Genomic DNA, 18,913 nt, shown 5'->3' on the forward strand with positions numbered 1-18,913 from the left:
CACGGACGCGGTGGCGGACACCACATGTGGGGGCGGGGGGCAGCCAGTACTGTGAGCCGTATGACAGCCCACTCGGATGACGACGGTGAGCACGAGGACGCCCCCTCGCCCGGGGAGGACGTGGCCGGCCAGGAGCGTGACTACTTCGAGAACCGGCGCCTCATCCAGGAGTTGGACGACGACGACGCCGGACGGCGGGAGCGGCGCCGGCTGAGGGTGCAGGAGCGGAAGATGCATCTGCGGGTCCGCATGCACCGCTACCAGCGCCAGCAGGACCCGGGACCGCTGCAGCGGGACATGGTGCTCCCGCCGCTGCCCGCGGACGACGATCCCTACGGCCGGGACACCGACCAGGACACCACGGACTTCGACGACGACCGGTACTAGCGATCCCCGGCGCTTCCGCCCCCTGCCGTCAGGGTTTGACCGCCACGGCGCCGAACTGGGGGAGCGCCGGGGCGGACCCGCCGTCGGGGCGCCAGTGCGAGCAGGACACCAGGCCCGGCGCCAGGAGGTCCAGGCCCTCCAGGAACGTGCCGATCTCCGTGCGGGTGCGGGCGGTGATCGGCGGGGTGGCGTTCTCGTTCCAGAAGCGCATGGCCTCCACGTTGCCCTCGCCGTCGAGGTCGGCGTCCGTGGTCGGATGCGTCAGGACGAGGAAGCTCCCGGACGGGACCGCGGCCATGAAGCGGCGCACGATGTCCCGTGCCTCGTCCGTGTCCAGGACGAAGTTGAGGATGCCCAACATCATGACGGCGACGGGGCGTTCGAGGTCCAGCGTCGACGCGGCGCCCGCGATGACGTCGTCCGGGCGGCGGACGTCCGCGTCGATGTAGTCCGTCGCCCCCTGCGGGGTGCCGACCAGCAGGCTGCGGGCGTGGACCAGGACGATGGGGTCGTTGTCGACGTAGACGATGCGGGACTCGGGGGCGGTCCGCTGCGCTATCTCATGGGTGTTGTCCAGGGTCGGCAGGCCCGTGCCGATGTCCAGGAACTGGCGCACCCCGTGCTCCGCGGTCAGGAAGCGGACCGCGCGGCCGAGGAACTCGCGGTCCGCCCGCGCGACGTCCCGGATCACCGGGAACATCGTGGCGACCTGGTCGCCGACCTGCTGGTCGACCTCGTAGTGGTCCTTGCCGCCGATCCAGTAGTTCCACACCCGCGCGTTGTGCGCGATCCCGGTGTTCAGCCTGGCCGACATGTCCACCGGGTGCTCGTTCCCCGTCACTTCGTCCCCTGCCCTCTCCTCGTGCGGCCCTCGCACGGGTCCCGTCATTGTCCTGCTTCAGGACGACGGTGTACGGGAGTTCGGGTGAGCGGCGGGCTCCTGGCGCTCCGCCAGCTGCCGCGGGCGGGTCGTCAGGACCAGCGGGGCGTCCTCCGTGACGGCGACCGTGTGCTCCGAGTGGGCCGTGCGGGAGCCGTCGGCCGAGCGGATGGTCCAGCCGTCCGGATCGTACACGATCTTGTCCGTGCCGCGGGCGAACCAGGGCTCGATCGCGATCGTGAGGCCCGGCCGCAGCTTCCAGCCCCGGCCGGGACGGCCGTCGTTGGGGATGTGCAGGTCCTCGTGCATCGTGCGGCCGATGCCGTGCCCGCCGAACTCCAGGTTGACCCGGTAGCCGTACTCCGCGGCCACCGCGCCGATCGCCGCCGAGATGTCGCCGAGGCGGTTGCCGGGGCGGGCGACCTCGATCGCGGAGTCCAGGGCGACCTCCGTCGCCTCGATCAGCCGCAGGTCCTCCTCCGCCGGGGTGCCGACGACGACGGTGTGGGCCGAGTCCGCCGACCAGCCGTCGATGGTCACGGCCATGTCCATGGTCAGCACATCGCCGTCGCGCAGCTTGTACGGGTGCGGCAGTCCGTGCAGCACCGCGTCGTTGACCGACAGGCACACCACGTTGCGGAAGGGGCCCTTGCCGAACGACGGGGAGTAGTCCCAGTAGCAGGACACCGCGCCGCGCTCCTTGATGCGGCGGCGCGCGTGGTGCTCCAGGTCCATCAGGTCGACCCCCACCGCGGCGAGGTCACCGAGCTCCTCCAGGACCTGGCCGACGAACCGGCCGGTCACGTGCATGCGCTCGATGTCCCTGGGCGTCTTGTGTTCGATCACTGCGGTCCTCTGTTCCCCGAGGTGGTGTCCGGCCATGGGAGGTCGGCTGCTGACCGGTATATTTATACCAGGCAGCGCTGGGGAGCGGGATGGTTGCCGGTCGAACACGGGCGCCCCTACCCTGGCCGCATGGTTCGCCACCCGCTCGCCCCCGAACAGATCGAGGCGGGCCGACGCCTCGGGGCCGCGCTGCGCGCCGCCCGGGCCGCGCGCAGCCCCGTCGACGTGGCCCTCGCGGCCGGGATCTCGCCGGAGACCCTCCGCAAGATCGAGACCGGCCGGCTGCCCACGCCGGCCTTCGGTACCGTCGTCCGCCTCAGCGAGGTGCTCGGCGTACCGCTCTCCGAGCTGGCCCGCGTCTGGCGGGTCGCCCCGGACGAGGGGTGCGGGCCGGGTCAGGGCGCCGGGGCGGGCCTGGCGTTGAGCGAGGCTTCGTGACCCCGTGACGCCCCCTATTCGATGACGAGCTCCACCGGGATGTTGCCGCGGGTCGCCTTGGAGTAGGGGCAGAACGCGTGCGTCTTGCGCAGGAGCTCCTCGCCCGCGGGGCCCTGCAGGTGGTCCGGCAGCTCGGCCCGCATGACCACGGCGAGGCCGAAGCCGCCGTCGGTGTCCTTGCCGATGCTGACCTCGGCGGTCACCGACACGTCCGTGACGTCGATCTTCTCCTGGCGGGCGACGTTGCCCATCGCGCTCGCGAAGCAGGCGGCGTACCCGGCGGCGAAGAGCTGCTCGGGGTTGGTGCCCTGGCCGTTGCCGCCCAGCGCCGCCGGGAAGTCGAGTCGCAGGTCGATCTGGCCGTCGGAGCTGACGGCGCGGCCCTCGCGCCCGTTGGCGGTGGCCACGGCGGTGTACAGCGCGTCCATGGTGTTCCTCTCCTCGTTGTCTGCTGCGTACGAGAAGTAGAGCACGCAATTCAGTTGTGCACAACTTAATGGGGTGTCGAGGTAGCCTGACCCCATGGAGAAGGCACAGGTCGGGTCAGGAACAGGCGACGTGCGTGAAGCGGGTGACGCGGGTGACGTACGGAGTGAGCGGGACTTCCTGCGGCTCGACGAGCAGATCTGCTTCTCGCTGCACGCGGCCGCCCGCGCCTTCAACGGCGTCTACCGCACCGCGCTCAAGGACCTGGGGCTCACCTACCCGCAGTACCTGGTGATGCTGGTGCTCTGGGAGCACGGCGAGCTTCCCGTCAAGAAGATCGGGGAGCGGCTGCGGCTCGACTCCGGCACGCTCTCGCCGCTGCTCAAGCGCCTGGAGGCGGCCGGTCACGTGGAGCGGCGGCGGAGCCCGGAGGACGAGCGGTCCGTGACCGTCCGGCTCACCGGCGAAGGGGCCGCGCTCCGCGAGAGGGCGCGGGCCGTGCCCCGCGCCATTGCCGAGGCCACGGGGCTGTCGCTGGGGGAGGTCCGGGACCTGCGTGCCCGGCTCGACGCGCTGACCGAGGCCCTGGACGGGGCGGGTTCCGGCGCCGGACGAGGAACGGGCGCCTGCGCGGGCTGACCGCGTCCGGGCGCGACGAAGAGCGGCCCAACACCGACCGCACCGAAGAGCGGCCCAACGCCGACCGTCCCGAAGGGCGGCCCGGCGGCGCTTCCCCCCTTGTGGACCCGCCTTACACCGCCTCCTCGAACACCGCCTCCGTCGTCGTCACCACCGCGCACTTCCCGGCCGCCCAGCGCAGCGCCATCGCGTGGTCGTCCGCCGAGAAGTCCGCCACCGCGTCGGCCACGACGAACGCCTCGATGTCCTGCATCCACGCGTCGCACGCCGTCATCAGCACCCCGATGTGGGCGTAGACGCCGGTGACGACCAGCTGGTCGCGGCCCTGGTCACGCATCCGCTCCAGCAGGTCCGTGCGGACGAAGCCGCTGTACTTCCACTTGGTGAGGACCGTCTCTGCGGGGGCCGGGCCGATCTCGGCCGCGATGGCCGCCGCGTGGGCGTCGTCGGGCAGCCCGGGGCCCCAGAAGTCCTGCTGGAGTCCGCGCTCGGCGGGGGTCTGGCCACCCGGCTGCGCGGTGTGCAGGACCGGCACCCCGAGCCGGGCGGCCGACCGCTTCAACTCCGCGACGTTGGCCAGGAGTTCGGGCACGGGGGAGGCCGTCCGGTCGTACGCGGAGAGGAAGTGGTTCTGCAGATCGTGTACGAGGAGGACGGCGCGGGACGGGTCGACCTTCCAGTCGACGCGGTTCGCCGGCAGCGCGTCGGCCGACGGCATCGGATAGGGAGTGACGGCGGGGAGGGGCATGGTGGTGGGTTGTTCCGTTCCGGTCAGGCCGACGGGGCGGGGGTGGAGGGGGAAGGCGCGGGGGTCCGGGCCGAGGCCGCGCGCAGGTCCTTCTTCGAGATCTTGCCGACCCCCGTCTGCGGGAACGCCGTCACGAACTCCACCCGGTCCGGCACCTTGTAGGAGGCCAGGCCACGTTCACGCACGAACTTCTTGACCGCGACCGGCTTCAGCGGCTCCGCGTCCGCGCGCAGGATCACGTACGCGCACGTCCGCTCGCCCAGGTACGGGTCGGGTTCGGCGACCACGTTCGCGTCGTGCACGGACGGGTGGGCGAGGAGATGGTTCTCCACCTCCTCGGCCGCGATCTTCTCGCCGCCCCGGTTGATCTGGTCCTTCGCCCGGCCCTCGACGACGAGGTGGCCGGTCCCGGTGCGGCGCACGACATCGCCCGTGCGGTAGAAGCCGTCCGCCGTGAAGGAGCGGGCGTTGTGCTCGGGCGCGTTCCAGTAGCCACGGATCGTGTACGGGCCACGGGTCAGCAGGTGGCCCGTCTCGCCGGGCGGCACGTCGTTGTCCGCGTCGTCGACGACGCGGATCTCGTCGTCCGGGGAGATCGGGCGGCCCTGCGTGGTGACGATCGTCTCTGTGTCGTCGTCCAGGCGCGTGTAGTTGACCAGACCCTCCGCCATGCCGAAGACCTGCTGCAGCGTGCAGCCGAGCGCCGGCTTCACCCGGCGCGCCGCCTCCTCGCTGAACTTCGCGCCGCCCACGAGGAGGACCTCCAGGCTGCTCAGGTCGTACGGGGTGGCCGGCGCCGCCTCCGTCCAGAGCAGCGCGAGCGGCGGGACCAGGCCCGTGAGGGTGACGCCCTCGGCCTCGATGAGCGGGAAGGCGGCCTCCGGGCCGGGCCGCGGGCAGAGCACGACGCGGGCGCCCGCGTACAGCGCGCCCAGCGAACCCGGCGACGACAGCGGGAAGTTGTGCCCGGCGGGCAGGGCCACGAGGTAGACGCTGTCCTCGTCGACCGCGCAGATCTCGTTCGAGCCGCGCAGCGAGTAGATGTAGTCGTCGTGGGTGCGCGGAATCAGTTTCGGTACGCCCGTGCTGCCGCCGGAGAGCTGGAGGAACGCCAGGTCGGAGGGGGCGGGGGGATCCGGGATCCCGGCCGGTTCGGCGGTGACGTCCGCCAGCGCGTCGAACGGGCCGGGGTCGCCGTCGGCCACGAACACGTGCTTGAGCGTGGGGACGTCGTCCACCAGCTTCGCCGCGAGGCCCCGGTGGTCGAAGCCGCCGAGCTCCTGCGGGATGACGTACGCCACGGCCTCGGTGAACTCGCAGAAGTAGCGGATCTCCGTCTCGCGATGCGCGGGCAGCGCGAAGACCGGGAGCGCGCCGATGCGGAACAGGGCGAAGACGGTCTCGAAGAACTCGGCGATGTTGGGCAGCTGGACGACCACCTTGTCGCCCTTGGCGATGCCCCGGGCCAGCAGGCCCGCCGCCAGGCGGTCGGCCCGGCCGTCGAGTTCGGCGTAGGTCCAGCGGCGGGGCGGGGTGCCGGTGCCGCCCGGGTCGACCACCGCCGTACGGTCCGGGTGCCGGGCCGCGCGCTCGCGCAGCATCCCGCCGAAGGTCTCGCCCCGCCACCAGCCCGCCTCGCGGTAGCGGGCCGCGAACTCCGCGGGCCAGGTGGGGGCTTCGGCCTCCGGGGTGCCCGCGCTCACAGCTCCACTCCCACCGCGTTCAGGAACGTACGGAACTTCGCGCCCGTCTCCGCCGTCTCCGCCGCCGGGTCGGACGCGGCGACCACGCCCGCGCCCGCGTACAGCCGCAGACTCCGCTCCCCGGCCTCGGCGCAGCGGATCGTCACCACCCACTCGCCGTCACCCTTCGCGTCGCCCCAGCCGACGACGCCCGTGAAGAAGCCGCGGTCGAACGGTTCCGTCGCGCGGATCACCTCCCGCGCGGTCGCCGTCGGCGTGCCGCACACCGCGGGGGTGGGGTGCAGGGCGCAGGCCAGCTCCAGCGCGGACACGGCGGGGTCGGCGAGCGTGCCGGTCACCGTGGTGGACAGGTGCCACATCGTCGCGGTGCGGAGGAGGGTGGGGCGGGCCGGCACGGTCAGCTCCGTGCAGTAGCCGGCCAGTGCCTGGTGCACGCCGTCCACCACGACCGCGTGCTCGTGCAGGTCCTTGGCCGACTCCAGGAGCGCGGCCGCCCGGCGCACGTCCTCGGCGAGGTCGTCGCTGCGGGGCGTCGAGCCGGCGAGCGGGTTCGCCACGATTTTGTGGCCGCGGCGCGAGACGAGGAGCTCGGGGCTGGCGCCGACGAGGGTGCGGCCCGGGGCCGTGGGCAGCGCGAAGACGTAGCCGGCCGGGTCGCGGCGGGCCAGGCGCTGGAGCATCGCGGGGAGGTCGAGCGGGGCGGGCGCGGTGAGTTCGAGGGTGCGGGCGAGGACGACCTTGCTGAAGTCGCCGCGCCACATGCGGTCCACCGCCGCGGCCACGCCCGCGCCGTACTCCTCTGGAGCGGGCACCGGGCGGACGTGCCAGCCGGTCGCGTCCGGTGTCTCCGTCGGCAGGGCGATCAGGGGGTCCGCGGCGAGCGGGGGCGCGGTGAGCGAGGTCTCCGGGACGGTGAGGGCGGCCGGGGCGGTGTGGTCGAAGGGGACCGCGCCGATGACGTACGGCTCGGCGACACCGGCGCGGTGCGCGTCGGCCAGGGTGGCGGTGACGCGCCGCGGCAACGGTCTCTCGTCGTGCGGGACTTCGGCGTGCACGCCGGTGGCGAGCAGGGTGTGGGTCGGGGTTCCCAGGAAGCGGGCGTCCGGGGTGTAGGCGGCGAGGAGAGCGGTGGCCGCGCCTACCACGGGGTGGGCCTGCTCGGCCGTCGTGACGTGCGGGGCGACCTCGGGTGCGGTCGACACGGGGGCTCCAATTCTCGGGTGGGGGGCGGGGGTTCGGGTGTGGGTGTGGGTGTGGGTGTGGGTGCGGTGTGGTGTGGGTGGGTGGCGTTTGCCTCTGGGCGCGGGGGCGTCGGTTGCGCCTGGGGTCCGGTTGTGGGTGCGGGGCCGTGGGGGTATGTGCGTACTCGCCATCCCTGCGGCGCTGCCTCGCGGACCATGTTGCTCTTGCGGGCTCGGTGCTCCGTGCGCGCATACCCCCGCGTCCCCTCCCGTTTCGTCCGCGGGTGGCGGTCGGCGGGGCGTCCCGCGCTGTCAGCGCAGGGTTGCTCCGCCGTCCACGTACAGCTCCTGGAGCGTGATGTGCCGGGCGCGGTCCGAGGCCAGGAACAGGACCGCTTCGGCGATGTCCTGGGGGGTGGCCATGCGGCCCAGGGGGATGCCCGTGCGGTACGTCGTGAGGTCGCCGTCCAGGACGCCCGGCGGGGGCTCGGGGGACGTGGCGTCGGGCCACAGGGCGCGCTGCATCGCGGTGTCCGTGGTGCCGGGGGCCACGACGTTGCAGCGCACCCCGCTGCGGGCGATCTCCAGGCCGAGGCATTTGGTGAACGCGGTCGCGGCCGCCTTGGACGCGGCGTACGCGGCCATGCCCGTGCGGGGGATACCCGCGGCGTTGGAGCCGACGGTGACGATGCAGCCGGAGCCGCGCGCCGTCATGTGTGCCGCGGCGGCGCGCGAGGTGTGGAAGACGCCGGTGGCGTTCACGGCGAAGGTGTCGGCCCAGTCGGCGTCGGTCAGTTCGATCGCGGGGGAGCTGCGGAGGATGCCCGCGACGTTCACCAGGAGGTCCAGGGCGCCGTGGTCGCGGACGATGCCGGTGACGACGTCGGTCACGGCGGTCGCGTCGGTGACGTCCATGATGTGGGGTGTGATCCTGTCGGCCGACTCGCCTGTGGCGCGGGCCAGTTCGGCGATGCCGTGCGCGTCGCGGTCGGTGGCGACGACGTGTGCGCCCCGCGCCGCGAGGGCGGCGGCGACCGCGGCGCCGATGCCCTGGCCCGCGCCGGTCACCAGCGCCGTGCGCCCGGCGAACTCGTCCGTCGGCGACGTGTTCGGTATGTGCTCGGGCATGGTGTGAGCGACCTCCCCCAACTCGTTAGGTAAGCCTAACCTAACTTACATTCCCTGTCCGAGGTCACTGCCGGGTACGCAAGGGTGGGGGCGTTCCGCGGGTCCTGTGTTACCTTGCGAGTGGTACGTGTGTACGCCCCGTCTAGGGCGCCCGTGCCTCCCGGCCTCCGGCGGGATCTGTCGGACCGCTTCGGTCTCCTTCCTCTGCTGTTGACGCAGTTCTCTTGTCGCCCGTCGTTCGGGGCGTGGTCATCCGCCGCCCCGCCGGGCCTTCCCCTTGCCTGTCCGCGAAAGGACACACCTCTCATGACCATCACCACCACTGAATCCGCAACCGCGGTCGCCTGTACGGGAGTTCTCGACGTCGGACGCGACGGGCGGGGCTTCCTGCGGGGAGCCGGCTGTCTTGCCGGGCCCCGTGACGTACAGGTACCCGCTGCCGTCATCCGCCAACTAGAGCTGCGCACCGGCGACTTCGTCGAGGGCGTCTGCGGGCGTCCGGGCGTGCTCGCCGGCGCCGAACGGGTCAACGGGCGGGCGGTCGGCGCCCTGCGCGGCCGGCCCCGCTTCGCGGACCTCACTCCGCTGCACCCCCGCGAACGGCTCCACCTGGAGACGCCCGGCGGGCCCGTGGCCGGGCGGCTCGTCGATCTCGTCGCGCCCCTCGGCAAGGGCCAGCGCGGCCTGATCGTCGCCCCGCCGCACACCGGCAAGACCGTGCTGCTCCAGCAGATCGCCGCCGCCGTCGCCCGCAACCACCCCGAGTGCCACCTCATGGTCGTCCTCCTCGACGAACGGCCCGAGGAGGTCACCGACATGCGGCGCTCGGTCCGCGGCGAGGTGCTCGCCTCCACCTTCGACCGGCCCGCCAAGGAACACATCGCGCTGGCCGAACTCGCCGTCGAACGCGCCCGGCGCATGGTCGAGGACGGGCGGGACGTCGTCATGCTCTTCGACTCGCTGACGCGGCTGTGCCGGGCGTACAACAACGCGGCCTCCAGCGGCGGCCGCACCCTCAGCGGCGGCGTCGACGCCTCGGCCGTGCAGGGGCCCAAGCGACTCTTCGGAGCCGCCCGGCTCGCCGAGGAGGGCGGCTCCCTCACCCTGCTCGCGACGGCGCTCGTGGAGACCGGATCGCGCGCCGACGACTACTACTTCGAGGAGCTGAAGAGCACCGGCAACATGGAGCTGTGGCTCGACCGCTCCATCGCCCAGCGCCGCGTCTTCCCCGCCGTCGACGTCACCCCTTCCGGCACCCGGCGCGAGGAACTGCTGGTGCCGGGCGAGGAGTTGACCGCCATGCGCGGACTGCGCCGGGCGCTGCGCGGCCGGGACGGGCAGGGCTCCCTGGAGGCGCTGCTCGAACAGATCGCGAAGACCCCGAGCAACGCGGCGTTCCTGCGCCAGGTGCGGCAGACCGTGCCGGGGGCGCACGTCCGCGCGGACGCTACGGCCGCGTGACGTGCACGCGGTACTCGCCGGCGTCGTTCACACCCGCCACCGTCACCCGGATCCCCGTCTTGCGGTCGGTGAAGGTCTCGCCGACGCCGTAGGTCGCGTCGGACAGCTCCGCGTGGACGTTGGGCCGGTGCGTGCAGCCGCCGCTGTCGGGCTTGGAGTCCGAGACCGTGATCGGGCCGCGGCCGGTGTCGACCTCCGCGTCCACCCGGTAGACCAGCACCCCCGGCTTGCACACCGCCTCGTCGTTGCCGCCCTCGGTGCGGGCCTCGATGGCGAACCCCGCCTTCTCGTCGATAGGGGCGAACGCCAGCTTCGTGCCGCCGGTGCGGGACAGCGGGGACAGCACGTGCTCGGTCGTGCCCGAGCTCGCGGCGCAGCTGACCTGGTCGTCGTCGAGCCAGCCCAGCTTCCACTTGTGCCAGGCCACCAGGTCGTTGTTGGCGCCCCAGTCCTCGCTCATGATGTCCCAGTGCCCGGCCGCCCCGCCGCCCTCCTGGGTGTAGAGGTCCGGGAGGCCGAAGACGTGGCCGTTCTCGTGCGGCAGGACGCGGTACCCCGTCTCGCCGTAGCTGCCCGAGCCGTCGTCCTGGCGGCTGTAGACGAAGGACGCGTTGGAGACGGGGACGCCGTCGGCGACGGGGGCCTCGTGATTGCCCGCGAAGGTCACCGACAGGACGGTGTCCAGGGCTGAGGGGCCCGCGTTCGGGGTGATCAATATGTTCACGAGGTCGTACGAGCGGAAGTCCACGTCCGGGTCGGCGGTGGCCACTATGTCCTCGACGAGCGTGCGGTAGCCGGGCTCGAAGGGGGCGCCGCGCTCTATGCCGTACTTCGCGAAGCTCTTGGGCATCCGCAGCCAGTGCTTGATCGGGGATTCCGGGCGGTAGTCGAGGTGCCCGTACGAACTGGTCCTGAACCACTTCGCGGTCTGCGGGAAGAACTCCGCGAGCCGGTCGAGCGCGCTGCCCTGGCCCTGTGCGTCGGAGAAGTCGATCATGAGGTTCAGGGCCCGGACGGTACCGGTGGAGCGGGCGTAGCCGGGCGAGGTGGGCACGCCCTCCGACATCTGCACGCCCATCGCGCCGCTGATCATGCAGGGTGCGAGCGTGGCGCCGCGGGCCAGGGCCACCGGCCCTGCCGCGCTGGGCGACTTCTCCATCAGGCGGCCGGTGCTCGCCGATGTGGTGACCGTGAGGGCGAAGGCCGAGAAGGAGGCGAGAGCGGCGCTGCGTATGTATCGCCAGGTCGGCTGCTGCATGCGTGGCCTTCCGCTCCGCGGCAGCCGCCGGTCCTGGCTGCACCCTGTCCGATCACCCTCTGCCGGGGGATGCGCGTGCGCTCGCTGGGTGCGACCGATCGTGGGTTTCTCGCCGGAACAGGTGTGACTCAGCTCACATGGATCCGGACGCGTGACGGGAAATATCCGGGGACTGTCTCCCCGTTTGGAACTGTGTCCGCGCGAAACGGGGAAGTACTCCCCGGATCGCCGGAGCCGGGGTCCAGCGGGACCCCGGACGAAGACCACCGACCGAGGAGCAGCCGTGGACACCGCCACCGCCCCGCAGCGCCGCGCCACCCGCCCGCGGGCCGACGCCCTGCGCAACCGGGAGCGGATCGTCGCCGCGGCGCGCGAGATGTTCGTGGAGTACGGAGCCGACGTACCCCTCGACGAGGTCGCGCGCCGGGCCGGCGTCGGCAACGCCACGGTCTACCGGCACTTCGCCGACCGCGGCGAACTGGTCCGCCAGGTCGTCCGCACGGTGATGGACCGCGTCACCGCCCTCGCCGAAGAGGGCATCGCCACGGCGGACGCCGACGAGGGTGCGGCGTTCGGCGCGCTGCGTACCTTCGTGCACGCCGCGGCCGGTGAGCGGATCGGCGCCATGTGCCCGATGCTCTCGCCGGAATTCGATCCCTTCCACCCCGAACTGCTCGACGCCCGTGAGCAGTTGGAACAGTCCATCGAAGGCCTCATGGGGCGGGCCCGCGCGGCCGGGCAGCTGCGCACCGACATCGCCGTCGGAGACCTGATGGTCGCCCTCTCCCAGCTCACCCGGCCGCTGCCCGGCACGGCCTGCCCGAGCATGGACGGCTTCGTCCACCGCCATCTGCAGCTGTTCCTCGACGGCCTGATGGCACCGGCCCGGTCCGCACTCCCGGGGGAGGCGGCGACCCTGCGGGACCTCCGGCAGCACTGACCCGGCCGACCCCGCTCCTCACCCGCTTCATCCCGTACGTCGTTCGTTTTTCACCACTCCGTACCGCTAGGTGGCTACTCCCATGTCAGAAACAGCCCTCAAGCCCGGCACCGGGCCCGACGCCAACCGCTGGAGAGCGCTGATCTTCATCGCTCTCGCGCAGCTGATGGTCGTGCTCGACGCGACCATCGTGAACATCGCGCTGCCCTCCGCCCAGCAGGACCTCGGCATATCCGACGGCAACCGGCAGTGGGTCATCACGGCCTACGCGCTCGCCTTCGGCGGTCTGCTGCTCTTCGGTGGCCGCATCGCCGACCTGTGGGGCCGCAAGCGCACCTTCGTGACCGGTCTGATCGGCTTCGCCGCGGCTTCCGCGCTCGGCGGCGCCGCGTCCGGCGAGGCCATGATGCTGGGCGCCCGCGCCCTCCAGGGTGTCTTCGGCGCGCTGCTCGCGCCCGCCGCCCTCTCGCTGCTCGCGGTGATGTTCACCGACGCCAAGGAGCGCGCCAAGGCCTTCGGCATCTACGGCGCGATCGCCGGTGGCGGCGGCGCCGTCGGCCTGATCCTCGGCGGCTTCCTCACCGAGTACCTGAACTGGCGCTGGACCTTCTTCGTGAACATCCCGTTCGCGGTGATCGCCGCCCTGGGCGCGTACTTCGTCATCCGTGAGCCGGCCGGCGGCCGCAACCGCTCGCCGCTCGACATCCCCGGCGTGGTCCTCTCCACCCTCGGCCTGGTCTCGCTGGTCTACGGCTTCACCCGCGCCGAGTCCGCGGGCTGGTCCGACTCCGTGACGATCACCATGTTCGTCGCGTCCGTCGTGCTGCTCGCCGCGTTCGTCCTCACCGAGGCCAAGGTCACGTCGCCGCTGCTGCCGCTGCGCGTCCTGACCGAGCGCAACCGCGGCGGTGTCTACCTGTCGCTGGGGCTCGCCGTCATCGCGATGTTCGGCCTGTTCCTGTTCCTCACGTACTACCTGCAGATCGTCAAGGGCTTCTCGCCGGTCAAGACCGGCTTCGCCTTCCTGCCGATGATCGTCGGCATGATCACGGGCTCCACGCAGATCGGCGCCCGCCTGATGACCCGCGTCCCCCCGCGTCTGCTGATGGCCCCGGGCTTCCTGCTCGCCGCCCTCGGCATGCTGCTCCTGACGCAGCTGGAGATCGGCACCTCCTACGCCGGTCTGATCCTGCCCGCGCAGCTGATGCTGGGTCTGGGCATGGGTACGGCGTTCATGCCCGCCATGTCGCTGGCCACGCACGGCGTCGAGGCCCGTGACGCGGGTGTCGCCTCCGCGATGGTCAACACCTCGCAGCAGGTCGGCGGCGCCATCGGCACGGCCCTGCTGAACACCATCGCCGCGTCGGCGACCACCGCGTACCTCACGGACCACGCGTCCCTGGCCGCCTCCAACCCCAGGCTCCTCCAGGCCCAGGCCATGGTCGAGGGCTACACCAGCGCCATCTGGTGGGCGGTCGGCATCCTCGCGGTCTCCGCGCTGATCGCCGCGACGTTCGTCACCACCGGCGCCCAGGGCGGCAACTCCTCGGCCTCGTCGGAGGACGGCGTCGAGGACGAGGTGAAGGTGCCGGTGCTGGTGCACTGACCCGGTTCGTGGGCAGCGCCTAGCGGAGCCAGGGGAGGTCCGCCCCGGCCTCCTTGGGCTGAAGTCCCTCGGCGACGATCGTCATGATCTCGCCGAGGGACTTCTGCTGTTCCGGGGTGAGCCGGTCGAAGAGGGCCTGGCGGACGGCGGTGACATGGCCGGGCGCCGTCCTGCGCAGCACCCCGAACCCCTCGTCGGTGAGGATCGCCAGCTGGCCGCGCTTGTCCGAGGGGCAGTCCTCGCGCCGCACCCAGCCGCTCTTCTCCAGGCGCGCGACCGCGTGCGAGAGGCGGGACCGGGTGATCTTCATGGTCTTGGCCAGTTCGGTCATCCGAAGGCGCCGTCGGGGGGCGTCGGACAACTGGACCAATATGCCGTAGTACATGTGCGGCATGCCCGCGTCGCGTTGCAGCTGGCGGTCGAGGAAGTCGTCGAGAAGCGTGGTCGCCTGGAGGTAGGCCCGCCAGACGCGCTGCTCATCGCCGTCCAGCCAGCGCGGCTCGTCGGCCGGGGAAGGGGTCGCTGCCGTATCCATGTACCCCACTGTACGAGGCCCTTCCTTGAACATTGAACAAACCATGCGTACGGTGGTCGCGTAAAGCTTGAGACTTCAAGTAAGAGGAGGAGGTGCGCGATGACCCGCATGCCCGCCCTGTACCTCAGCCACGGGGCCCCGCCGCTCGCCGACGACCCGGTCTGGCCCGGCGAGCTGGCCGCCTGGTCGGCCCGGCTGCCGCGCCCCCGCGCGATCCTGATGGTCTCCGCCCACTGGGAAGAGGCCCCCCTCGCGCTGTCCGCCACCGAGACGCTGCCCCTCGTGTACGACTTCTGGGGCTTCCCCGAGCACTACTACGAGGTGACGTACGCGGCACCCGGCGCCCCCGGACTCGCCGCCTCGGTACGGAAGCTGCTGCGCGCCCCCGGCACGCCCGTGCAGGACGTGCCGGACCGCGGGCTCGACCACGGCGCCTACGTCCCGCTGGTGGAGATGTACCCGGACGCGGACATCCCGGTGCTCCAGATATCGCTGCCGACCCTCGACCCGCGCCGCCTCATGGACATCGGCCGCAGGCTCGCCCCGCTGCGCGACGAGGGCGTGCTGATCGTGGGCAGCGGCTTCTTCACGCACAACCTGGCCGCGCTGCGCCAGGAGGGCGTCCCCGCCTGGTCGGCGGAGTTCGACGCGTGGGGCCACGAGGCCCTGGAGTCGGGCGACGTCGACGCCCTCCTCGACTTCGGCCGCACGTCCCCGGCGGGCCGCCTGGCCCACCCGCGGACGGAGCACTTCGCCCCCCTCTTCGTGACCCTGGGCGCGGCGGAGGCGACGGGCGACCTGACCGCGCAGCGCAGCGTGATCGACGGCTTCTGGATGGGGCTGGCGAAGAGGTCGGTGCAGTTCGGCTGAGGGCTCGCAGGGGGGGGGCGAGGGGCGGATGAGATCGCCGGGCGCGGTGGTGCCGTCAGGGGCGCGGGGAACTGCGCGACCGGCCACGCACGAACCCGCGGCCGAAAAGCGACTCAGCGGAGCGGCACGCTCAGCTCGACCGCCCGCAGGGCCGCCCCCAGCGCCCGCTGATCGCCGACGTCCAACGCCGTGTCCGCGAACTTGATCACATGCTCGTCCCCATGAGCGAGCGCCCGCTCGAAGACCTCCTCGGCGACGAGGTCACCGGAGGGCTCGTACGCGACGGCCTCATCCGGCGCGTACATCGCGGTGACGGCGGCCGACGCCGTCCAGGCCGCCCGCAGGCTCGGCACCCACAGCCCGCGCGGCAGCACGGGAAGCACGCGGAGCACGGCGTTGGGCGCCGTCGCCGCGTGCACCAGCATCGTCTCCTCGCCGTGACCGTGCGTGGCGTACCGGTGCGTGGCCGCCCGCACCAGATCGGTGAGCAGCCGCCGCGCCTCTTCGGGGTCCGTCACCGCGGAGCCCCACCGCGGCAGCGCGTTCACCCGGCCGAGCCGTTCGGGAAAGCTGCCGGCCGCGCGCCCGGCGATGGGCGGCACCGCCTCCAGGGCGTCGGCGGCGCTGAGGGCGCCCGGCAGCGGGGCGGGGGTGCCGAGCGGCCGGTGCCGGGCGGCCCAGTAGCCGAGCCCGTGCGCGAGCTCGGCGAGCCGCGGCTCGGTGAGGTCACCCTGCGCCGGGCCGCCCGCCTCCAGGGCCCGCACGGCGTGCCCCACCCGGATCACCGGATGCGTGGAACCCCCGTACAGGCCGGGCAGCAGCCGGGGCCACCACGTGGCGAGCACGGCACGCCACGGCTCCGCCGCGAGCTTCCGGCGGAAGTACGCGATCCAGTCCGCGGCCCGGCGCGGATCACCCAGGGCGTCCTGCCAGCCGGCGTCGGTGACCGGCTCGACGGAGGCGGGGAAGTCCTCCAGTTTCGGGGCGTAGAGATCGAGCCACCGGTGGACGGCGCCGGCCTGCCCGCGCGCGGTGAGCGCCTCGACGGCCATGGGCGCGTGGTTGGTGAGCCGTCCCAGCCGCTCGGGACCGGAGGAGTGCAGCCGTTGCAGGGCTTCGTCGAGGATGCCTGTGGTGTCGGTCATGCGGGGACGGTAGGCGGCGCGGGCGGCGGCGCGTATCGGGCTGGGGCCCGAGAAACCCGCCCCGGGAGCGGGCGCGCGACCTAGGTCCACGGACCGCGACCTAGGTCCACGGACCGAGCGGCCCCTCGTAGGGCCCCGTGGCGGACGGACTTCGTACGAAGAGGAGTACTCGTCGCGTAACCGAGCACCCGAGAGGGGCGGAGACCGGAATCCGCCCCTTGGGCAACCAAGAGACGGTACGGGCCGTCTTCGGGGTGGGAGAGCAGCCAAGGGCGGCGCTCTTCCGGACGGAAGGCGACGGTGTCGAAGGTGACGGCCGTCTCACGCACGGAGTGGTTGCAGAGGTCCGTGAGGGCTTCGAGGTCGGCCTCATCGCCCGGCCTGACCTGCACCTCTGTGCCTTCCGACGGCATCCGGCCTCCCGTGTGGCGCCACAGGGTACTGCACCGTCAGGAAAAAAGATGCGCGGCTTGGGAATTCTGTCCGGATTCCAGTCGTTGTTTCCATCGGATGCAGGGCACCCGAGGGTGTGCCATCCACCACAGAGGCCCCACCAGTGGGCCGACCAGGAACCCCATAGATCGCAAGGGAGCACGCATGGCAACCCGTGCCGTCGCCCGTCGTAAGTCCGCCTCCGGCGAGACCGACGCGGCACGCAGTGTTCGCGCCGTAGGCGGGGAGATCGCCGACCGCGACCTGGTCGGCATGTACCTCGACGAGATCGCGCGTACGCCACTGCTCGACGCAGCCAAGGAAGTGGAGCTCTCCCAGGTCATCGAGGCGGGGGTGTACGCCGGAAAGATCCTGGACGGCGAGGTCGAGGACAGCAAGGTGACCGCGGACCGCGAGGAGCTGGAGGCGCTGGTCGCCGACGGCGAGCGGGCCAAGGACGTCTTCATCCGGTCCAACCTCCGTCTGGTGGTCGCGGTGGCCCGCCGCTATCCGCGCAGCGGCCTGCCCCTGCTCGACCTGATCCAGGAGGGCAACGCCGGCCTGGTGCGCGCGGTCGAGAAGTTCGACTACGCCAAGGGCTTCAAGTTCTCCACCTATGCCACCTGGTGGATCCGCCAGGCCATCACCCGCTCCATCGCCGACCAGTCCCGCACCATCCGCCTCCCCGTCCACCTGGTCGAGGAGCTGGGCCGGATCCGCCGCGTGCAGCGCGAGTTCAACAGGGAGAACGGCCGGGACCCGGAGCCCGCGGAGATCGCCGCGGAGCTGTCCTCGACGCCCGAGCGCGTCACGGACGTCCTGGACTGGGCGCGCGACCCCGTCTCGCTGAACATGGGCGTGGACGACGACGGCGACACCCAGTTCGGCGACCTCCTGGAGGACACCTCCGCCGTGTCGCCCGAGCAGTCCGTCCTGTCGCTGCTGCGCAGCGAGGAGCTCGACGGCCTCCTCGGCCGGCTGGACCAGCGCACGGCCTCCATCATCAAGATGCGGTACGGCATCGAGGACGGCCGGGAGCGGACGCTGACGGAGGTCGGCAAGGAGCACGGCCTGACCCGTGAGCGGATCCGCCAGATAGAGAAGCACGCACTGCTGGAGCTGAAGAAGCTCGCGCGGGACACGGGCTTCGACGCGGCGGCCTAGGCGGCCGGCCTGGCGGTGCACTCCTGCTGCCCCGGTGTCTCTTCTCGGCGCCGGGGGCTCTGTCCGGCATGGCCTGCTGGGCCGTTTCGTCGGGGCGTCGCGCTTCGCGCGTTCTACCCGCCCGCCTGCCCTGGTTTCACCGACCGGGACAGGCGAGCGCTCATCTCCCTGACGCAGTCCACCAGCTCCCGCGGCCCGTGCACCGTGAAGTCGCAGTCCATGACGGCCAGACGGACCGCCAGCCACTCCACGGAGTCCGACGCCGGACAGCGCAAACGGCAGCTGCGGTCGTCCAGGGGCCGCAGCGGACCCAGCGACGAGGGCAGCCGCGCGGTGATGAACTCCGCGGGCGCCGCGAACGTGATGTCCAGGTCGTACGACGGGCGTCCGCCGCCCCACATCGCGTCGCGGATGAACTCCGCGGCGTCCCCCTTCGGCAGCTCCCGCGGCGCGAACCGCGCGCCCGTCGCGAACGGCTCGCTCACCCGGTCCACCCGGAAGGTCCGCCAGTCCTCGCGGTCGATGTCGTACGCCACGAGGTACCAGCGCCGCCCCGTCGACACCAGCCGGTACGGCTCGGTGAGCCGGCGCGAGCGCGTGCCGTCGCCCGACCGGTAGGCGAACCGCAGCCGCTCCTGCCCGGCCGCGGCCGACGCCATCACCGTCAGCGTCTCCGGCGCGATGCTCGCCCCGTCCCCGCTGGTCAGCGGCGTCGTCGCGATCTGCAGCGCGGAGACCCGGTGGCGCAGCCGGGCGGGCAGCACCTGTTCCAGCTTGGCGAGTGCCCGTACCGACGCCTCCTCCACGCCCTCCACCGCGTGGCCCGCCCCGGCCCGCAGGCCGACCGCGATGGCCACCGCCTCCTCGTCGTCCAGGACCAGCGGGGGCATGGCCTTGCCCGCCACGAGCCGATAGCCGCCCGCCGCCCCCTGACTGGCCCGCACCGGATAGCCGAGGTCGCGCAGCCGGTCGATGTCGCGCCGCACCGTGCGCCTGCTGACCCCGAGCCGCTCCGAGAGCTCGCCGCCGGGCCACTCCCGCGGCGTCTGCAGCAGCGAGAGGAGCTTCAGGAGCCGGGCCGGGGTGTCGGTGCCCGCCGTGGTGCCGTCCGCCGTCATGTCGCGTT

General features: G+C 72.4%; 19 protein-coding genes and 1 pseudogene. 8 read left to right on the forward strand and 12 right to left on the reverse strand.

The window, feature by feature from the left end:
* Window positions 1-60 precede the first annotated feature (60 nt).
* Window positions 61-387 (forward strand): hypothetical protein, encoded by a 327-nt coding sequence (locus ACZ6B8_RS31950; protein WP_471609476.1) that lies wholly within the window; start codon window positions 61-63, stop codon window positions 385-387.
* Window positions 388-415: 28 nt separating this feature from the next.
* Here ACZ6B8_RS31950 and ACZ6B8_RS31955 read toward each other — a convergent pair whose 3' ends face one another.
* Window positions 416-1,201, reverse strand: coding sequence for an SAM-dependent methyltransferase (locus ACZ6B8_RS31955; protein ID WP_471086024.1), 786 nt, complete (start codon window positions 1,199-1,201; stop codon window positions 416-418).
* 84 nt (window positions 1,202-1,285) lie between these two features.
* Window positions 1,286-2,113 carry a type I methionyl aminopeptidase gene (gene map / locus ACZ6B8_RS31960; protein ID WP_471085434.1) on the reverse strand — a complete coding sequence of 276 codons (828 nt, stop codon included), beginning with the start codon at window positions 2,111-2,113 and terminating at the stop codon, window positions 1,286-1,288.
* 129 nt (window positions 2,114-2,242) lie between these two features.
* Here map and ACZ6B8_RS31965 point away from each other — a divergent pair, with 129 nt between their 5' ends.
* Window positions 2,243-2,551, forward strand: a complete 309-nt coding sequence (locus ACZ6B8_RS31965; protein ID WP_471085436.1) for a helix-turn-helix domain-containing protein — start codon at window positions 2,243-2,245, stop codon at window positions 2,549-2,551.
* A 14-nt stretch (window positions 2,552-2,565) separates the two neighbouring features.
* Here ACZ6B8_RS31965 and ACZ6B8_RS31970 read toward each other — a convergent pair whose 3' ends face one another.
* Window positions 2,566-2,979, reverse strand: a complete 414-nt coding sequence (locus ACZ6B8_RS31970; protein WP_471085438.1) for an organic hydroperoxide resistance protein — start codon at window positions 2,977-2,979, stop codon at window positions 2,566-2,568.
* 94 nt (window positions 2,980-3,073) lie between these two features.
* On the opposite strand from ACZ6B8_RS31970, the gene ACZ6B8_RS31975 reads away from it, so the two are divergent.
* Window positions 3,074-3,616 carry a MarR family winged helix-turn-helix transcriptional regulator gene (locus ACZ6B8_RS31975; protein WP_471609477.1) on the forward strand — a complete coding sequence of 181 codons (543 nt, stop codon included), beginning with the start codon at window positions 3,074-3,076 and terminating at the stop codon, window positions 3,614-3,616.
* Window positions 3,617-3,728: 112 nt separating this feature from the next.
* Here the strand turns inward: ACZ6B8_RS31975 and ACZ6B8_RS31980 are convergent, their stop codons facing one another.
* The 4 genes from ACZ6B8_RS31980 to ACZ6B8_RS31995 all read right to left on the reverse strand — a co-directional run bounded on the left by ACZ6B8_RS31980 (window position 3,729) and on the right by ACZ6B8_RS31995 (window position 8,376).
* Window positions 3,729-4,364, reverse strand: coding sequence for an isochorismatase family protein (locus tag ACZ6B8_RS31980; protein WP_471609478.1), 636 nt, complete (start codon window positions 4,362-4,364; stop codon window positions 3,729-3,731).
* A 23-nt stretch (window positions 4,365-4,387) separates the two neighbouring features.
* On the reverse strand, window positions 4,388-6,067 hold the full coding sequence (locus ACZ6B8_RS31985; RefSeq protein WP_471609479.1) for a (2,3-dihydroxybenzoyl)adenylate synthase: 1,680 nt from the start codon (window positions 6,065-6,067) through the stop codon (window positions 4,388-4,390).
* Window positions 6,064-7,269, reverse strand: a complete 1,206-nt coding sequence (gene dhbC, locus ACZ6B8_RS31990) for an isochorismate synthase DhbC (protein WP_471609480.1) — start codon at window positions 7,267-7,269, stop codon at window positions 6,064-6,066. Before dhbC ends, ACZ6B8_RS31985 begins: the two co-directional genes overlap by 4 nt.
* 291 nt (window positions 7,270-7,560) lie before the next feature.
* Complete coding sequence (locus ACZ6B8_RS31995) at window positions 7,561-8,376, reverse strand: 2,3-dihydro-2,3-dihydroxybenzoate dehydrogenase (protein ID WP_471609481.1); 816 nt, start codon at window positions 8,374-8,376, stop codon at window positions 7,561-7,563.
* 306 nt (window positions 8,377-8,682) lie between these two features.
* Between ACZ6B8_RS31995 and rho the strand changes: the two genes are divergently transcribed.
* Complete coding sequence (gene rho, locus ACZ6B8_RS32000; RefSeq protein ID WP_471085455.1) at window positions 8,683-9,837, forward strand: transcription termination factor Rho; 1,155 nt, start codon at window positions 8,683-8,685, stop codon at window positions 9,835-9,837.
* On the opposite strand, the gene ACZ6B8_RS32005 is transcribed toward rho, so the two are convergent.
* The gene (locus ACZ6B8_RS32005; RefSeq protein WP_471085458.1) at window positions 9,824-11,095 is read right to left on the reverse strand and encodes a M6 family metalloprotease domain-containing protein; all 1,272 of its coding nucleotides are present in this window, start codon (window positions 11,093-11,095) and stop codon (window positions 9,824-9,826) included. The two genes, rho and ACZ6B8_RS32005, sit on opposite strands and share 14 nt — an antisense overlap.
* Window positions 11,096-11,378: 283 nt before the next feature.
* Between ACZ6B8_RS32005 and ACZ6B8_RS32010 the strand changes: the two genes are divergently transcribed.
* Window positions 11,379-12,035: a TetR/AcrR family transcriptional regulator gene (locus ACZ6B8_RS32010; RefSeq protein ID WP_471085460.1), complete on the forward strand. Its 657-nt coding sequence runs from the start codon at window positions 11,379-11,381 to the stop codon at window positions 12,033-12,035.
* 82 nt (window positions 12,036-12,117) lie between these two features.
* Window positions 12,118-13,641: an MFS transporter gene (locus tag ACZ6B8_RS32015; protein WP_471085463.1), complete on the forward strand. Its 1,524-nt coding sequence runs from the start codon at window positions 12,118-12,120 to the stop codon at window positions 13,639-13,641.
* Window positions 13,642-13,660: 19 nt separating this feature from the next.
* Here ACZ6B8_RS32015 and ACZ6B8_RS32020 read toward each other — a convergent pair whose 3' ends face one another.
* Entirely contained in the window at window positions 13,661-14,176 is a 516-nt protein-coding gene (locus tag ACZ6B8_RS32020) for a MarR family winged helix-turn-helix transcriptional regulator (RefSeq protein ID WP_471085466.1), read from the reverse strand.
* A gap of 99 nt (window positions 14,177-14,275) precedes the next feature.
* Here ACZ6B8_RS32020 and ACZ6B8_RS32025 point away from each other — a divergent pair, with 99 nt between their 5' ends.
* Entirely contained in the window at window positions 14,276-15,046 is a 771-nt protein-coding gene (locus ACZ6B8_RS32025; RefSeq protein ID WP_471085469.1) for a dioxygenase family protein, read from the forward strand.
* 113 nt (window positions 15,047-15,159) lie between these two features.
* Here the strand turns inward: ACZ6B8_RS32025 and ACZ6B8_RS32030 are convergent, their stop codons facing one another.
* Both ACZ6B8_RS32030 and ACZ6B8_RS32035 read right to left on the reverse strand, forming a co-directional pair.
* Entirely contained in the window at window positions 15,160-16,191 is a 1,032-nt protein-coding gene (locus tag ACZ6B8_RS32030; protein WP_471609482.1) for a questin oxidase family protein, read from the reverse strand.
* A 149-nt stretch (window positions 16,192-16,340) separates the two neighbouring features.
* A pseudogene (locus tag ACZ6B8_RS32035) lies at window positions 16,341-16,604 on the reverse strand (GNAT family N-acetyltransferase); the annotation flags it as partial.
* A 184-nt stretch (window positions 16,605-16,788) separates the two neighbouring features.
* Between ACZ6B8_RS32035 and ACZ6B8_RS32040 the strand changes: the two are divergent.
* Window positions 16,789-17,787 carry a sigma-70 family RNA polymerase sigma factor gene (locus ACZ6B8_RS32040; protein ID WP_471609483.1) on the forward strand — a complete coding sequence of 333 codons (999 nt, stop codon included), beginning with the start codon at window positions 16,789-16,791 and terminating at the stop codon, window positions 17,785-17,787.
* A gap of 113 nt (window positions 17,788-17,900) precedes the next feature.
* Here ACZ6B8_RS32040 and ACZ6B8_RS32045 read toward each other — a convergent pair whose 3' ends face one another.
* Window positions 17,901-18,905 (reverse strand): helix-turn-helix transcriptional regulator, encoded by a 1,005-nt coding sequence (locus ACZ6B8_RS32045; RefSeq protein ID WP_471085478.1) that lies wholly within the window; start codon window positions 18,903-18,905, stop codon window positions 17,901-17,903.
* Window positions 18,906-18,913 lie beyond the last annotated feature (8 nt).

Source organism: Streptomyces sp. NPDC041122, from assembly GCF_055592445.1.

What these genes read in the sequence shown, in the direction of transcription:
- ACZ6B8_RS31970 (WP_471085438.1), bottom strand. Translation starts at nt 2,979, where the DNA reads ATGGACGCGCTGTACACCGCCGTGGCCACCGCCAACGGGCGCGAGGGC.
- ACZ6B8_RS32015 (WP_471085463.1), top strand. Translation starts at nt 12,118, where the DNA reads ATGTCAGAAACAGCCCTCAAGCCCGGCACCGGGCCCGACGCCAACCGC.
- ACZ6B8_RS32045 (WP_471085478.1), bottom strand. Translation starts at nt 18,905, where the DNA reads ATGACGGCGGACGGCACCACGGCGGGCACCGACACCCCGGCCCGGCTC.
- ACZ6B8_RS31975 (WP_471609477.1), top strand. Translation starts at nt 3,074, where the DNA reads ATGGAGAAGGCACAGGTCGGGTCAGGAACAGGCGACGTGCGTGAAGCG.
- ACZ6B8_RS31965 (WP_471085436.1), top strand. Translation starts at nt 2,243, where the DNA reads ATGGTTCGCCACCCGCTCGCCCCCGAACAGATCGAGGCGGGCCGACGC.
- ACZ6B8_RS32040 (WP_471609483.1), top strand. Translation starts at nt 16,789, where the DNA reads ATGGCAACCCGTGCCGTCGCCCGTCGTAAGTCCGCCTCCGGCGAGACC.
- ACZ6B8_RS32025 (WP_471085469.1), top strand. Translation starts at nt 14,276, where the DNA reads ATGACCCGCATGCCCGCCCTGTACCTCAGCCACGGGGCCCCGCCGCTC.
- ACZ6B8_RS32030 (WP_471609482.1), bottom strand. Translation starts at nt 16,191, where the DNA reads ATGACCGACACCACAGGCATCCTCGACGAAGCCCTGCAACGGCTGCAC.
- ACZ6B8_RS31955 (WP_471086024.1), bottom strand. Translation starts at nt 1,201, where the DNA reads ATGTCGGCCAGGCTGAACACCGGGATCGCGCACAACGCGCGGGTGTGG.
- ACZ6B8_RS31980 (WP_471609478.1), bottom strand. Translation starts at nt 4,364, where the DNA reads ATGCCCCTCCCCGCCGTCACTCCCTATCCGATGCCGTCGGCCGACGCG.
- ACZ6B8_RS31950 (WP_471609476.1), top strand. Translation starts at nt 61, where the DNA reads ATGACAGCCCACTCGGATGACGACGGTGAGCACGAGGACGCCCCCTCG.
- ACZ6B8_RS32005 (WP_471085458.1), bottom strand. Translation starts at nt 11,095, where the DNA reads ATGCAGCAGCCGACCTGGCGATACATACGCAGCGCCGCTCTCGCCTCC.
- ACZ6B8_RS31995 (WP_471609481.1), bottom strand. Translation starts at nt 8,376, where the DNA reads ATGCCCGAGCACATACCGAACACGTCGCCGACGGACGAGTTCGCCGGG.
- ACZ6B8_RS32020 (WP_471085466.1), bottom strand. Translation starts at nt 14,176, where the DNA reads ATGGATACGGCAGCGACCCCTTCCCCGGCCGACGAGCCGCGCTGGCTG.
- rho (WP_471085455.1), top strand. Translation starts at nt 8,683, where the DNA reads ATGACCATCACCACCACTGAATCCGCAACCGCGGTCGCCTGTACGGGA.